Below are 17,709 nucleotides of genomic sequence, written 5' to 3'. Positions count from 1 at the left end.
TGCGGGCTGGCATTGCTGATACCGTTGTGCGAAACAGTCCGAGAAAAAGTTCCCGCGGGAAGGGTCAACGAAATCTTGTCCTACCAGGTCAAAGTAATGCATCAAAGCAGATTGTGCTCTCCTCGTTACACAATGCTTATTTTTTTGCCTTAACAAGATTAGCTATGAGTATCCGTTTCATCAAGGCAACGCTGTAGTTGGGCTGCAAGTATCGCCACATGAGGCTCTGTGAGCATCGAGAAGTGATTTCCAGGGACGACATGCTCATCGATTGGTTGCGTAATAAATGGTGCCCATTGCGTTTGATAATCATCTGAAGTTTGTTCACAATGCAATAAGGTAATCTGACCTTGATATCTTCCTGGTTGGTAATGCTGATAACTTTCGTTATTTGTGATGAGTACTTGCATGAAATGCAAAAACTCATCCATGCTCATTGATTGTGCCAGCAGATTGGCTGCTTTTAATTGTTCTAAGAGCGTCTTTAACTGCTCTTCTGGTTGCAAATCACATAACTGCTCATAAGTTAGAGCAATGGATTGATCCCGGTATCCGCTGAATAAGTTGAGATATTCGATCACAGCGCCAGCATGTATCTTTTTATCCGGCACCGTTAATGAGAGCGGAGTATTTCCGCTGCGAGGATCTTGCCAGGGAACAGAGTCCAACAAAGCAAGAAGCGCGATTTCTGCTCCCCGTGATTGCAATTGCCGTGCCATTTCATAGGCGATCATACCACCGGATGAGTGTCCACCCAGGTAGTAGGGACCCTCTGGTTGGACCGCTAACAGTGCTTCAACATAGCTAGTAGCCATCTCCTCTATCGTTGTATACGGCGTTTGATCACTATAGAAACCATAGGCTTGCAAGCCATAAAATGGTCTATCGTCCCGTAAGAGATGAGCCAGGCGTACGTAGCTATAAACGGTGCCGATGACAGGATGGACACAGAAGAATGGCGCTTTGTGTCCAGTTTGTTGTATTGCTACGAGCGGTGTCCAGGAGCGCCTATGTTGTGTCTGCGATTGTAACAACTCTGCTTGTTGCTCAATTGTTGATGCATTGAACAATGAGACGAAGGAGAGTGACGTTCCCAGGCGTTGGTGCATACGATCAAGCAATTGTACAGCTAATAGCGAATTACCTCCGATATCAAAGAAGTGATCGTGAATCCCAACCTGGGAAGTATGCAAGAGATCGGCCCACATTAATGCTAGTTCCTCCTGTAAAGGCGTTTGTGGAGCCATGTACTGTGTGCGATGACTGAGATGCTGTTCATTGGGGACAGGCAAAGCCTGATAGTTTACTTTGCCATTGAGTGTTAATGGCCATGCTTCCAGGAAGACAATATAGGTTGGGACCATGTATTCAGGAAGATGGATGCGTGTATGGGCCTGGATTTGAGGAATCGTCAGCGTGTCATCTCTATTCTGTGGAATGACATAGGCTACCAGATAGTGGTGTTCATTGTTTTCCGTACGCAATACAACCAGAGCCTCGCGTATCGCAGCAAGTTTCTGAAGAACAGCTGCGATCTCGCCCAGTTCGATCCTGAAGCCACGCAGTTTGACCTGTTGATCATTACGTCCTAGATATTCTAGCTCTCCTGACGCCAGTGCACGTACACGATCTCCTGTACGGTAGAGTCGCTCACCTGGCAGAGCACTAAATGGATGTGGGATAAAGCGCTCTGCTGTGCTATCGGGTCGTTGCCAGTAGCCGCGAGCGAGTCCTTGTCCTCCAACGTATAATTCACCAGGCACACCAATGGGGACAAGTTGTTGATGCTTGTCGAGAACATAGCCATCCAGATCTGGAATGGTGCTCCCGATTACGCTACCTGCATTCTCGCTACTATCTTGCTGTACGATAGGTCGATAGGTCACGTGGACAGTTGTTTCGGTAATGCCATACATGTTAATGAGTTGGGGATGTTGATCGCCATGGCGCGTGATCCAGGGAGCCAGACGAGACACATCTAGCGCTTCACCCCCAAATATAATCGTACGTAATGCTAGCAAGGATGAGGGAGTCTCTCTTGCTTCAACGTGCATCAATTGCTGAAAGGCTGAGGGAGTCTGATTGAGAATAGTTATTCCTTCCTGACACAATAGTTGATAGAACTTGCCAGGCTCACGGCTGAGCCAGTAGGGCACAATGATCATGCGCCCGCCAGTCAGCAGTGAGCCCCAGATTTCCCAGACCGAGAAATCAAACGCATAGGAGTGGAAAAATGTCCAGGTATCCTGCTGTGTAAAGTGAAAATAATCCTGTGTCTGCGTGATAAGGCGCACAACATTGGCGTGCGGAATCATGACTCCTTTGGGTTTGCCTGTGGAGCCGGATGTATAGATCATATACGCGATATGCTGTGGCAAGGTCCATGTGGGTGGATTGCTGGAAGGTTCGCCACTCCAACGTTCCCATACAGTATCCAGACTGAGGCATTGTGTTGTATGAGCCGCTATGTTTGGTTCAATATGTGATTGTGTTAACACAACCAGAGGATCTACCTCTTCTAACATCAGCGCCAATCGCTCGATTGGATACGATGGATCAAGTGGGACATAGGCTCCTCCGGCTTTGAGGATCGCAAGCATGGCAACGATCAGATCAGAACAACGTTCCATGGCTACTCCAACAAAGATATCCGGCCCGACTCCTTGCCCACGCAGATAGTGCGCAAGTTGATTGGCGCGTCGATTTAAAGCGCCGTAAGTCAATGCGATCTCCTCGATGATAATAGCGATGGCGTCTGGAGCCTGCTCAACCTGGTATTCAAAAATTTGCTGGATACTGTCAGCGGAAAACTTTTGGATTGCCGTTCTCCGGGTTTGTGTTAACTGTGCCAGCACCTCAGGAGGAGTCATCAACGGTAGCTGTTCTATCCGCTGTTCAGGATCTTCCACGATCGCTTCCAAAAGCACTTGCCAGTGTGTAAGCATGCGCTGCACGGTACTATCTTCAAACAGATCTGTATTATATTCAAGCGAAACCATGAGCCCATCATTATTTTCACTGGCTTCAATAATCAGATCGAAGCGTGCCTGCTGTATTTCTCGACCCAACAGCTTCCAGGATAACCCCGGCAGTTCCAGTGGTGTATGTGGGTAGTTTTGGAGGGTGAAGAGAACCTGGAAGAGTGCCGAATGGCTTAATGAACGCTCGATGGGCAAGGTATCCAGGAGCTTTTCAAACGGTACATCCTGATGTGCATAAGCATCCAGTGCCACTTTGCGTACCCGATTGAGCAGTTGCTGGAAGCTGGGATTGCCGGTCAGATTTGCACGTAGGACGAGTGTATTCACAAATACGCCGATTAAGTTTTCGAGTTCAGGTCGTGTGCGATTGGCGATAAAAGTGCCTGTTGCGAAATCTTGCTGTCCACTATAGCGCATCAGCAAGATCTGCCATGAAGCCAGTAAGGTCATGAACAGCGTTGCATTCTCACGCCGACTGAGTTGCTTGAGTTTATCTGTCAATGTATTTGGGAGCTGCCGATAGATGCGTCTACCTGCATACGTCTGGAGCGCTGGTCGTGGATGGTCCAGCGGAAGATCCAGGAACTCCGGAATCCCCATAAGCTGCTGTTGCCAGTAGTTCATCTGTTCTTGTAGTACGGCTTCCTTGAACCACTGACGCTGCCAGAGAGCATAATCGGCGTATTGGATAGGTAAGGCAGGCAACAGGGCTGGCTCCCCGGTAATTTCGGAGCGATAGAGCGCAGTCAGATCACGCACCAGCAGCCCTTCAGACCAACCATCCGAGAGAATATGATGGAGTGTAAGCAATAGCACATGATCCTGCTCTGCCAACCTGAGAAGGGTCATATGCAGCAGAGGGCCGTTCACCAGGTCAAATGTCTGATGGACCTCCTGCTGTAATAACTGTTGAAGTAAAGATTCTCGTCTCTCTTCAGATAGCTCACTCAGGTCGATAACGGGAAGCGATGTAACTCCTGCCGAGGCCACAATCTGTACAGGTTGTCCTTGATAGCTAGTAAATGTGGTGCGTAGTATTTCGTGTCGCTGTATCAAGGCCTCAAAGCTATGTTGTAACGCCTCAACCTCAACATGACCATACAGACGCAGGATAGCAGGCATGTAAATACCACTTTTGCGATCAAGCTGCTCTAGCAGCCAGAAACGTTCCTGAGCAAAAGAAAGTGCCAGTGGTTTGCGGCGATCTCCTGGTACAAGTGATGGCATAGACTGAGCAACAGAACCTCTTTGCAGTTGTTCAACTTCTAGCGCCAATCCTCGAATGGTCGGAAATTGGAAGAGGCTACGCACCGGTAGGTCGATCTGGAATGACTGACGCAAACGACCGATAATCTGGGTCGCCAGTAATGAATGGCCTCCCAAATCAAAGAAATTTGCGTCAATACTGATCATTGACCTCTGTAGAACTTCGTGCCAATGGGATGCCACCAATTCTTGTATCGGAGTTTGTGGAGTCATTCGTACTTCATCAACGAATTGCATATCCTGTTCAGGACGTGGTAAAGAACGGCGGTCGATTTTACCACTCGGCGTCAGCGGGAAGACAGGTAAACTGATGATAAAGGTTGGAACCATATACTCAGGGAGCTGTCCCCGTGCAAAGCGATGCACCTCGTTCACATCGAGATCTTGATCTGTTTGTGGAACAACATACGCTGTTAGATGAGACGCTGTTGCGTGTTCTTTGTGTACTATTACAATGCTATCTTTAATCGAGGGGTGAGATGTGAGTACCGCTTCAATTTCGCCTGGCTCAACGCGGAAACCGCGCAATTTGACTTGCTGATCGATACGTCCCAGGAACTCGATATTGCCATCCGATCGGTAGCGTGCCAGATCTCCTGTTTTGTACAGGCGACTTCCTGGTTCCTGCGCAAATGGATGTGCTACAAAGCGTTCAGCGGTCAATTCAGGTCTTGCAAGGTAGCCACGGGCCAGATTATGGCCTCCGATATACAGTTCACCAGCAATACCCACAGGCATCGGTTGCATGTCAGCATCCAATACATAGATCTGCGTGTTATTGATGGGGCGTCCGATGGGTGGAAGTGTGGCCCAGCGCTGCGGATCATCCTGTAACATGTAAGAGGTCACGACATGGCTTTCACTTGGTCCGTAATGATTATAGAGAGAGCTCTCTGGCAGACGCTGCATCCAGGTTGCGATGGATTGTGTGATCTGAAGCTGTTCGCCAGCGGTAATGATACTGTGTAGAGCGAGTGGGACGTTGACCTGCTGTTCTGCTGCCAGAGCCAGTTGTTGTAACGCGACATACGGAACAAAAATGCGCTCGATTTGTTGGCGCGCAAGGAGTTGTAAAACCGCGTCGGGATCACGCCTCAACTCATCATCAGGAAGAACGACAAGCGTGCCACCACCCTGCCAGGTTGTGAACATTTCCTGACAGGAAACATCGAAGCTGAGAGGGGCGAATTGTAAAACACGCGTCCCTCTCTGTAGCGGGAGGTCATGTGCCTGCCAGATGAACAAGTTCAGGAGTGCTTGATGAGGCAGCATGATGCCTTTGGGGCGACCTGTCGAGCCTGATGTGTAGATTACATACGCTAGTTGGTCTCTCGTCATAAACGAAGCAGGATTACTGTCAGGTTGTTGATACAGCTCAGCCGGAGGTTGATCCAGATAGATATATGCTCGCTGCACATCTGGAGTTAATCCCTCAAACGTTGGCAAGAGCGATTTTTGCGTTAAAAGCCAGGTGAGGTGAGCATCCTGTAGCATATAGTTGAGACGTTGCTGCGGATAGGATGGGTCAATTGGCATGTATGTCCCTCCTGCTTTGAGTATGGCTAATACTCCCACGGCTATCTCGCTACAACGCTCCATACTGATCCCCACTACGACTTCAGGGCGTACTCCCTGCTTTTGGAGATAGTGCGCAAGCTGATTGGCCCGTCGATTGAGCTCTCCATAGGTGAGCATTTGCTCCTCAAAGACCAGGGCTACCACGTCAGGATTTTGCAGGGCCTGTCGCTCGAACAGATGATGAATACCCTGTTGCGGATATTCATAGCGTGTAGCATTCCATTGTTCAAGCACTTGAACTTGCTCTGTAGCCGACAGCAATGACACTTCCCCAACAGATACATGTGGATTCTGTACAACCTCTTCCAGCAAATTCTGCCAGTGGCCCAGCATACGTGTGATTGTTTCTGCTTCAAAGAGATCGGTATTATACTGCAAGATACCATGGAGGACTTGTTCTGTTTCTTCTGCGAAGAGGGTTAGATCGAATTTGCTCACCGCATGCTCTACCTCTAAAGGATACATATGTACTCCTGCCAGTGTCTCCTGTTCCCGTGGAGTATTTTGCAAGGCTAACATGACCTGAAAGAGAGGCGAGCGACTCTGATCGCGCTCGGGCGCAATCTCCTCCACAACTTTTTCAAAGGGGAGATCCTGATGAGCATAGGCACCCAGGCAGACCTCGCGTACGCGTTGGAGCACCTGAGCAAAGGTAGGATGTCCAGAGAGATCCGTGCGCAACACAAGGGTATTGACAAAGAAGCCAATCACCCCTTCGATCTCAGCCTGCTGACGGTTGGCAATCGGCGTCCCCACACTGATATCATGTTGGCCATTATAGCGCATCAACAGCACCTGGAAAGAGGCCAGAAGTAACATGAACAGCGTGACATCCTGTTGCCGACTTAGCTCTTGCAATTGAGCAGACAAGGTTGGAGAGAACTGCCATGCCTGGTTACGACCTCGTAACGTTTGTATTGCCGGTCGGGGATGATCTGTAGGCAAGTCGAGCGGTGGGGCTCCAGCCAACTGCTCACGCCAGTAGGCCATCTGAGTCGCGAGGGCCTCGCCCTGGAGCCACTGCCGTTGCCAGAGAGCATAATCTGCGTACTGGATTGGTAAAGGGGGCAATGGAGACGATTGTCCAGCAGCAAACGAGCGGTAGAGGATTGTCAACTCGCGTACCAATATACCATTGGACCAGCCATCGGTGATAATATGGTGGAGTGTCAGCAATAGGACGTGTGTTTGTGGTTCCATGCGCACTACCACCGTCCGTAACAACGGTCCCTGTGTCAGATCACAGGATTGCCGGGCCTCTTGTTCGGCCAGATGTCGTGCTTCTTGCTCGCGTTGCTCAGGATCGAGCTCTTGCAAATCAATCAATGGTAACCATATCTGCCCGGTTGTATGAATAACCTGGACTGGTTTCCCATGCTGTTCAGTAAAGGTCGTGCGTAAACTTTCATGACGCTGCATCAGAGCCTGGAGACTTTTCTCCACTCCTGATATATCAAGTGCTCCTTGTACAAGCAACGCACTGGGAACCAGATAGGCGGCACTGCCTGGTTCTAACTGATCCAGGAACCAGAGACGCTGCTGCGCAAAAGAGAGAGGCAGTTCCTGGGGGCGTGGACCAGCTAGTAATGGTGACATCGGCAACGCTTGAGCCTGGCGTATGTACTGCTCAACCTGTTGAGCCAGACCTGCCACGGTTGGATTTGCAAACACCGCGCGCAACGGTAGCTCAATCTTGAACAGCGTGCGGAGCCGCGTGACAAGTTGAGCCGCCAGCAGTGAATGACCTCCTAAAGCAAAGAAGTTATCGTGGCGTCCCACCTGTTGACGACCCAGGAGTGCGCTCCACACTCCAATCAGTAACTCATCAAGTGGGGTTTGGGCTTCGTCTACGGTCTCCACTTCTCGTACCTCGTCTGGAGCAGGCAATGCACGACGATCTATCTTCCCATTCGGAGTCAGGGGCAAGGCATCGAGAGCAACCCAGGCACTGGGAAGCATGTAGGAGGGGAGGCGCTGTTGCAGGAAGTCACGCAACTCGCTGAAAGACACGCGTAATCCTGGCTGTCCCACTACATAGGACACCAGACGTTTGCCCGTCGGAGGTTCATCTCGGACAACAACCGCTATGTCGCGAATGGTTTCGTGTTGCCGCAAGACCGCCTCAATCTCTCCCAGCTCAATGCGATAGCCCCGCAGTTTTACCTGCTGATCCGCTCGTCCCAGGTATTCCAGACGACCATCAAACTGCCAGCGGGCCAGATCCCCGGTACGATACAAGCGTGCTCCTGGTTCCAGGCTCCAGGGATGAGGGATAAAGCGCTCGGCAGTCTGCCCAGATTGGTGCAGATAGCCCCGTGCTAATCCTGGTCCTCCCAGATAGATCTCTCCAACCAGACCAGTCGGTACAAGCTGTTGATTCTCATCCAGCAGATACAGTTCGGTATTGCTCAGTGGCTCTCCCAGGCTCAACGAGCGTTGGGGGACTGGCACAAGAGAGTAGTCTGCAATGCTGGCACACACGGTTGCTTCGGTAGGGCCATAGGCATTGAAAAAGCCTCGTCCCTGAGCCCAGTGTGTCATTACCTCAACCGGGCATGGTTCTCCAGCGACCACGAGGGTCTGGAGGTCTGGCAGAGGTGTTGAGGGCAGAACTGCCAGAGCCGAAGGTGGCAAGGTTACCACTGTGATCGCCTGTTCACGTAATAACTGCAACAAGTCGGGGCCGGGCATGAGATCAGTTGTTGGAGCCAGATGCAGACAGGCCCCCATGAGTAAGGCCATCAGCAGTTCAGAGATTGAAGCATCGAAGGTCAAGGCTGCAAACTGGAGCACTCGACTGCCTGGAGCCACGGCAAAAGCCTGAGCCTGCGCCTGAGCTAGATTGCCCAGGCCGCGTTGCGTGACCTGCACGCCTTTGGGCACACCGGTTGATCCAGAAGTCGCAATGAGATATGCCAGATGATCCAATGACAGATCCAATTGTGGAGTGTTCGCTGGACCATGGAACACCCTGGACTCAAGATCCTCGACGAGGAGCGTTGGACAGGATGTTTCCGTAAAGAGCGCTTCCAGGTGCTGCTGTGTCAGGAGCAATGCCGGTTGGGCCTGTGTGAGCAGGAGGATCTGACGCTGGGATGGTGCGCCTGGATCGAGGGGAAGGTAGGCTCCTCCTGCTTTGAGCACAGCCAACACGGCCAGCGGCATAGCGAGAGAACGTTCCAGGCAGAGCGCGACCAGAACATCAGGTCTCACTCCCAGTTTCTGCAAATGATGAGCAAACTGATTGGCACGACGGTTGAGTTCCTCATAGGTCAGGCATTGTTCCTGGAAGACCAGAGCCACTGCATCGGGTGTACGTGCAACCTGCTCTTCAAAGAGTACATGGACATATTGTTCCTGGAAGGCGGGACGTACGGTCCCTGTGGAGATAGCGAGCACTTGCGCCTGCTCATCCTCTGTGAGCAGGGAATGCGTTCCGATAGGAGACTCAGGAGTAGCCAGCAAAGCCTGGAGTAGCGTCTGCCAATGGTCAATGAGATGTTGCATGGTCTCAGCTTCAAAGAGATCAGTGTTATACTCAAGGATTCCATGGAGTCCTTGACTGTCCTCAACGACCGAGAGCGTGAGATCATACATACTTACCAGATGCGAAATCTCCAATGGACTCATCTGGATGCCAGCTACCTCATGTTGCTCGTGTGGAGTATTCTGCAAGACGAACAGCACCTGGAAGAGTGGGGAGCGGCTGAGATCTCGTACTGGTTCGAGCGCATCTACGACATACTCAAAAGGCAGATCTTGATGGGCATAGGCGCCCAGGCAGACCTCGCGCACGCGTTGGAGCACCTGGATGAAGGTTGGATGTGCGGAGAGGTCGGTGCGCAGCACGAGTGTGTTGATGAAGAAGCCAATCACTCCTTCGATATCGGCATGTTGACGGTTGGCAATCGGCGTTCCCACACTAATATCATTCTGTCTACTGTAACGCATCAGGAGTATCTGGAAAGAGGCCAGTAGTGTCATAAACAGCGTCACATCCTGCTGTCGACTGAACTCTTGCAGTTCTGTTGATATGGCTGCTGGTAGTTGCCAGGCCAGACTTGCACCTCGATAGCTCTGAACGACTGGACGGGGATGATCTGTGGGCAGATCGAGTGGTGTAATCCCGGCTAACTGCTCACGCCAGTAGGAGACCTGTGTCTCCAATGCTTTCCCCTGGAGCCACTGCCGCTGCCAGAGGGCATAGTCTGCATACTGCAATGGCAATGGAGGCAGTGGTGACGATTGTCCCGCTGCGAATGAACCGTAGAGCATGCTCATTTCACGGATCAGTATATTATTGGACCAGCCATCAGTAATGATGTGGTGCAGCGTTAACAAGAGTACATGGGCTTCTTGCTCCAGGCGTAGTACCGTGGTACGCAGCAGTGGTCCTTTGACAAGATCACACGGTCGCTGCGTCTCTTGTTCAGCCAGGTGGCGCGCCTCCTGCTCGCGTCGCTCAGGATCAAGTCCCTGTAAATCGATCACTGGTAGCCAGACCTGTCCGTTTGCATGAATAATCTGGACAGGTTGTCCATTGTGCTCGGTAAAGGTCGTCCGCAAACTCTCATGCCGCTGAACCAGGACCTGGAGACTCTCCTCCAGCGCTGGCACATCAATTGCTCCATGGATGAGGAGTGTGTTTGGAACCAGATAGGCAGTATTGTCAGGCTCTAACTGATCCAGGAACCAGAGGCGTCGTTGGGCAAAGGAGAGCAGGAGATCCTGGGGCCGTTCGCCTGCACTTAGCGGCGGGAGAGCGACACCAGCGCGGCCAGTTTGTTCAATCCAGCGTGCCATCTCTGCTACCGTCTGGTACTCAAACATCACGCTCAATGGTACCTCGATAGTAAGCATCGCTCGGAGTCGACCAATTACCTGCGTCGCAATCAACGAGTGCCCGCCGAGGGCAAAGAAGTTGCTCTCGCGCCCAATCTGATCAAGGCCAAGCACCTCACACCACACCCCTGCTACCACCTCCTCAAGAGGACTGCGAGGCATGCGTTCATCAGCGTCTGGCGGCGTTTGCAATTCAGTGGTTGGCATAGATACGAGCGGGATCTGTTCTTCTGGAATTAAGGCAGACAGTGTGGCGAGCGTCACATCCGTCGCATCGTTCATCATGGCGGTCAATACAGCCTGGAAATGAGACAGGATCTGCTCAACTATTGGCAGTGTAAAACGAGCTGAATCGTAGATGCACAGGATGGAGTCTCTGCCCACAAGAAAGGTGAGCGCATATTTTGTCTGGGCCCCTTTTGTGAGCGTCTCTCCTACCGTGAAGCCGATCTGATGCTCTGCCCAGGCATCCTCAGTGCTGATGGGATAGTTTTCAACTACCAACAAGCTCTCATACAATAAAGATTTACCAGGTACATCACTCCAGCGATGAATCTGTCCGGCTGGACTATACTCAAACGCATGCATTTCTAACGTATGCGTTTGCAGATCCTCCAGCCAGGACCATAAAGAGCGAGACAGCGGGACCTGGACGCGTAATGGCAAGGTGTTGATGCAGGGTCCAACCATTGTCTCTACGCCTGGCAACTCGGCGGGACGTCCTGAAACCGTGATACCAAACACGATATCCTCAGTATTACTGTAGCGCTGCAAGAGGAGTGCCCAGGCACCTTGCAACAGGGTACTCAACGTGAGTCGATGACTCTGCGTTACCCGTTGTAAGGCGTTACTGAATGATGCTGGTAGCGACAGGTACGCGGACGCAGAACGCTCATCCCCCTGAACGTGGCTCTGTGTTACTGGCTGTACACGTCCCAGCGGTGTCGGTTGCGTAAAACCACGTAACGTTGTCTGCCAGAATACTTCTGCCTGCGAGCGATCTTGTTGCTGCAACCAGGTCAGATACTCCCGATAGGGATGGGCTGGTGATACTGCCAGGGGTTGCTCCTGGCGTAGCGACGCATAACGGGCAACGATTTCACTGAGCAAGACTTGTTGGGACCAACCATCCATGATCAGATGATGGTAGGTCCAGAGAAAACGATAGGTCTGTTCTTCCAGGCAGAAGAGCGTCACATGCATCAGGGGAGGATGAATGAGATCAAAACCCTCCATACGTTGCTGGCGCAGGACGTTTTCCACGAACAGGCTTTGCTCATCTCTCGCAAGGTCGGATAGATCCTGATAATCGAGGGAAAGAGAAACATGAGGTAGCGTGATCTGCAACGGTTCTGATTGTGTATGCCAGATAAAGCCAGTGCGTAGAATGTCGTGTCTTTGAACGCCCCATTGCCAGGCGCGTTCAAAGGTTGCAACATCCAGAGGACCCATGAGGGTCGAGAGAGACTGCTCGATATGGATGCCAGAGCCTGGATTGCGAATGGTTTCATAGAGCATACCCTGTTGTAGAGGTGTGACCAGGTTGATAGCTTCAATCATCCGTGTTTCTGGAGCCATTGTTGCCAGGATCTGTGTAAGGTCCTCCTGACGCAGGGGCACATGCGGAAAGTCAGAAGATGAATAGCTGCCAGCTCCGGGTAAGGTACTCTGCTGAATGATCGCTCGCAAAGCATCCAGGAAGCCGTTAGATAGCTGCTCAATCGTCGCCTGGTGATGGGCTTGCGTGCAATATTCCCAGGATACATGCAACTGATGATCACTGACCTGGCAGATAATGTCCAACAGATAGGCTCGTTTATCCAATGGGCTCTGTGCTGATCCTGACGATAAGGGAGAAGCTCCTGTGATCAGGGAAGACAGGCGTTGCTGATCCAGTTGTCCCAGATAGTTGAATGAGATTTCAGGCTGAGGTTGAGCGGCCAATTGGGCAACGAGTTCTGTATCCATACTCAGATAGCGTAACAAGCCGTAGCCAATTCCATGTTGAGGAATAGAGCGGAGTTGTTCTTTGACGGCAGTAATAGTCTCTGCTATGTCGGATGCTTCTCCAATCTGCAAATGGACTGGAAAACGGGTTGTAAACCAGCCAATGGTGCGGGAGAGATCTATATCCTCAAAGAGCTCTTCACGACCGTGTCCTTCTAGATCTATCAGGATGGTTGATGCCTGTGTCCACTGTCTCAAGGTCAGTGCCAGTGCTGCCAGGAGAATTTCGTTAATCTGGGTGTGATAGATAGAGGGAAGCTCTTCCAACAATGCTCGCGTTTCCTCGCTATCGAGCGCTGCTGAGAAAACCTGCGCTGTAGCGACTGTATTATCTAACGCATCCTGAGAAACTTCACAGGGAAGCGAATAGACCTGCTTTCTAGCCTGGGTGAGCCAATACTGCCGTTCCTGCTGGAGCGTATTTGACTGCGCATATGCCAGGAGACGTTGACTCCATGCCTGGAATGAGCTTGTCCTGCCAGGGAGTTGAATGGCTTGCCTTTGTACTCGTTGCTGGTAAGCAGTCTGTAAATCATCGAGAAGGATACGCCAAGAAACTCCATCGATAACCAGATGATGAATGACGAGCAGTAAGAGTTGCCTCCGGTGCTCGCCCCTGCTAAATAAGACCACATGCATCAAAGGCCCATGATCCAGATCAAGGCTGGCCTGAGTCTGTTCCGCAAGACATGTGATCGTTGCATCCTGTTCTGCCACAGCCAGATCTGTAAGATCCATGTGAGTGAAGGGGATTGCATCAGCAAATTCCGAGAATGCTTGCTGCCATTTCTCATCTGTATGCGTGAAACGGAGGCGGAATGCATCATGCTGCTTGATGCAGGCTCCAATCGCCTCTTCAAGCAGGGATGGTTTCAGATGGGTAGCCGTTTCCAACAAAAGCGCTTGATTCCAATGCCGGGCATGAACAAGTTCAAGGTCAAAAAACCAGTGCTGAATAGGAGTTAGAGGCACGCTGCCTTCAGCCGGATGATGCTCAATTGGCATGAACGTTTCACTGTGAACGACAGTGCTGAGTTGCTCGATGGTCTGATAGTGGAAAAGTTGCTTGAGCGTTAAAGACAATCCTTGTTGTCGGGTGCGTGCAACGAGTTGAATTCCTAGAATGGAATCACCACCCCGTTCAAAAAAGTTGTCACGAATGCCTATCTGCGGGACTTGCAGCACCTCTTCCCAGATTGTCGTCAGCGCTTTTTCAAGCTCGTTGTGCGGAGCCAGGAAATTGTCATCTGCTTGCCTCTGTTCCCATTGTGGCAATGGGAGCGCCCGTTGATCTAGTTTGCCATGAGGTGTCAGCGGTAGTGATGGGAGAAAGACAAACATAGCGGGAATCATATAAGCTGGGAGGCGTTCTTGTGCATAGGAACGCATATCTTTGCTTGTAAGCGTGGCTGCCTGTCGACCTACGACATAGGCAACCAGGCGTTTTTCGCCGGGTATATCTTCGCGCGCTAGCACCACCGTATCCTGTACGTCTGGATGTGATCCAACGATTGCCTCGATCTCTCCCAACTCGATGCGGAAGCCGCGTACTTTTACCTGGAAGTCAATGCGGCCCAGATACTCAATGGTCCCATCTACCCGATGACGGGCGAGATCTCCTGTACGGTAAATCCGTTCACCTTGTGAACCAAATGGGGAAGGGAGAAACCGTTCTGCCGTCAGATCTGGTCGATCGAAGTATCCACGTGCCAGACCTATTCCACCAATATAGAGTTCGCCTGTGACCCCGATCGGTACAGGCCGCATCTGTGTATCGAGCACATACATCTGTGTATTAGCAATGGGGGTGCCAATGGGTACAATTGCTCGCGTATCATTCCGCTGGCAGTGCCAATAGGTGACATCAATGGATGCCTCGGTTGGTCCATAGAGGTTAGAGAGTAGCATATGGTGTGGTGCCAGTGCAAAGAAACGAGCTTGTAATTCAGCAGAAAGAGCTTCCCCACTACACATCACCTGGCGCAAACTTGTACAATCACGCAGGGTTGTCGGTTCAAAGAGGAAGGCTTGCAACATAGATGGCACAAAATGGATGGTGGTAACATGCTGCTGAATGATCAATTGTTTGAGATAGGCAGGATCTTGATGACCACCGGGTTGTGCCACAATGAGTTGAGCCCCAGTGATCAGCGGCCAGAAAAATTCCCAGACGGAGACATCGAAGCTGAAAGGCGTTTTGTGGAGAACGCGATCATGATCCGTTAACTGATAGATTTGTTGCATCCAGGCCAGACGATTCAGAAGGCCATGCTGCGTGTTCATGACACCCTTTGGTTGGCCTGTCGAACCTGATGTATAGATCATATACACCAGATTATCAGGTTGGAGAGCAATATCGAGATTCGTCGTAAACTCAGCTTTTTGCGAGAAATCCTTCGTATCGATACAGAATAATTTTCTCTCCTGAAGGGTCGGATGGTTTTGCAGGTGGGACTGTGTCAGTACGAATGAGATCTGAGCATCTTCAAGCATGTAAGCCAGGCGTTGTTGGGGGAGCGTGGGATCGAGCGGAACATATGCGCTGCCTGTTTTAAGCACAGCTAATATCCCAACGACCATTTCTAGAGAACGCTCCAGGCAGATCGCGACCAGAACTTCAGGACCTGCTCCTTGTTGTTGGAGGTAATGAGCAAGCTGATTGGCCCGTTGATTAAGCTCTCCATAGGTGAGCATTTGTTCCTCAAAGACCAGAGCTACCATGTCAGGAGTTTGCCGGGCCTGTTGTTCGAACAGGTGATGGACAGAGTGCTGTGGATAGTCTTGCTGCGTCTCGTTCCATTGCCGTACTGTTTGATCGTGTTCTTTCTGTGAAAGCAGCGGTAGCGCCCAAACGCGCGTCTGTGGGTCGTGTAGGATGCTCACCAACAATGCCTGCCAGTGATTGAGCAAGCGCGTCACTGTCTCCACTGCAAAAAGATCGGTATTATACGTGAGTGTTCCGCATAAGAGGTGTCCTATCTCGGCGATGGAGAGGGTTAGATCAAACTTACTTACCAGTTGTTCCACTTCCAGGGGACTCATGCTCAATCCTGCCAGTGTGCCCTGGTCCTCGGGAACATTCTGCATGGTCAGCATGACCTGGAAGAGAGGAGAACGGCTGAGGTCTCGCTCTGGCGCAAGCTCTTCCACAACTTTTTCAAAAGGGAGATCCTGGTGGGCATAGGCTCCCAGACAAACCTCACGCACGCGTTGGAGTACCTGGGCAAAGGTCGGATCGCCCGAAAGATCGGTGCGTAGCACGAGCGTATTGACGAAGAAGCCGATCACGCCTTCAATCTCTTCATGCTGACGATTGGCAATCGGCGTCCCCACGCTGATATCACTCTGTCCACTGTAGCGCATCAGTAATACCTGGAATGAAGCCAGGAGTAGCATGAACAGCGTGACATCCTGTTCCCGACTCAGCGCCTGCAAGTCCTCAGAGAGCGTAACAGGCAATTGCCATGTCAGATTTGCGCCTCGATAGCGCTGCATCACGGGACGTGCATGATCAGTGGGTAATTCGAGTGGAGACACGCCTGCTAACTGCTCACGCCAATAGGCTAATTGCGCATCTAAAGCCTCTCCTTGCAGCCACTGCCGCTGCCAGAGGGTGTAATCGGCATACTGGAGAGACAGTGGGGGCAGGGGAGACGATGTTTGTCCAGCGGCAAAAGAACGGTAGAAGGTCAGTAACTCACGGACCAGTACATCATTGGACCAGCCATCGGTGATGATATGGTGCAGCGTAAGCAAGAGGATATGCTCTTCTCGTTCCAGGCGCAGGATGGACGTGCGGAGCAACGGTCCCTGTGTCAAGTCACAGGAGCGTTGTGCTTCTTGCTCGGCCAGGTAGTGTGCCTCCCGCTCTCGTCGCTCTGGATCGAGTCCCTGGAGGTCGATCACGGGTAACTGGACCGGTCTGGTGGCATGAATGACCTGTAGCGGTTGTCCATCGTGCTCGGCGAACGTCGTGCGTAAGCTCTCATGGCGGCTGATCAGTGACTGAAAACTCTCCTCCAGGTATCGTATGTTTGCCTCTCCTTGCACACGTAATGCGCTGGGAACCAGATAGGCGGCATTTCCTGGTTCTAACTGATCCAAAAACCAGAGGCGTTGCTGGGCGAAGGAGAGTGGAAGTTGCAGGGGACGTGTCCCGGCCAGCAGTGGCGGCACCGAGAGCGTGTGCTCCTGCGTGAGACGTTGCTCGATTGTGTGCGCCAGGCCCGCGACGGTTGGGGTTTCAAACACGGTGCGCAGGGGGAGCTCGATGTTGAATATGGTGCGGAGCCGGGTCATCAATTGCGTCGCCAGGAGTGAATGACCACCGAGCGCAAAGAAATTGTCGTGTCGTCCTACCTGTTGCCGGCCCAACACCGCGCTCCACGTTCCCAGGACCAGTTCTTCCAGGGGGGTCTGGGCTCCCTCTCGTGCCTGACCTTCGGCCTCCGGTTGTTCTGCTGGTGCTGGCAGGGCATGTCGATCCACTTTGCCATTCAGGGTCAAAGGTAGCACGTCCAGGCAGACCCAGGCTCCGGGGAGCATATAGGAGGGCAGGCGTCCCTGTAAGAAGGCGTGGATCTTGTCGATGATCAGCGGCTGCTCGGGGTGTCCCACCAGATACGCCACCAGCTGTTTCCCGATGGGGGGATCATCTCGTACCACGACGACCGCCTCGCGAATAGCCGGATACGCCAGCAGGGCGGCTTCAATTTCTCCCAACTCGATGCGGAAGCCGCGCAGTTTGACCTGCTGATCGATCCGCCCCAGGTATTGCAGGGTGCCATCGGCCCGATACCACACCCGGTCGCCCGTCCGATAGAGGCGGGCTCCCGGCTCGGTACTGAAAGGATGAGGAAGGAAGCGTTCCGCCGTCAGGTCGGGATGGGTATAGCCACGAGCCAGCGCGCTACCCCCAATGTAGAGCTCGCCTGGAACGCCAATCGGGACGGGTTGGAACCAGGCATCCAGCACATACAACTGCGTATTCGCAATCGGACGACCGATCGGCACCGCTCCATGATCTGCATCCGAG

At 52.0% G+C, this 17,709-nt stretch carries 1 pseudogene; it reads right to left on the bottom strand.

Features of this window, described 5'->3' with window-relative positions:
• Nucleotides 1-158: 158 nt before the first annotated feature.
• A pseudogene (locus F1593_RS16890) lies at nucleotides 159-17,687 on the bottom strand (non-ribosomal peptide synthase/polyketide synthase); the annotation flags it as partial.
• Nucleotides 17,688-17,709: the final 22 nt, after the last annotated feature.

The organism is Dictyobacter arantiisoli, assembly GCF_008326305.1.
Classification (GTDB): domain Bacteria; phylum Chloroflexota; class Ktedonobacteria; order Ktedonobacterales; family Ktedonobacteraceae; genus Dictyobacter; species Dictyobacter arantiisoli.
Note: the sequence above shows the minus strand (reverse complement) of the source record. Positions and strands in the feature narration are given on the sequence as shown.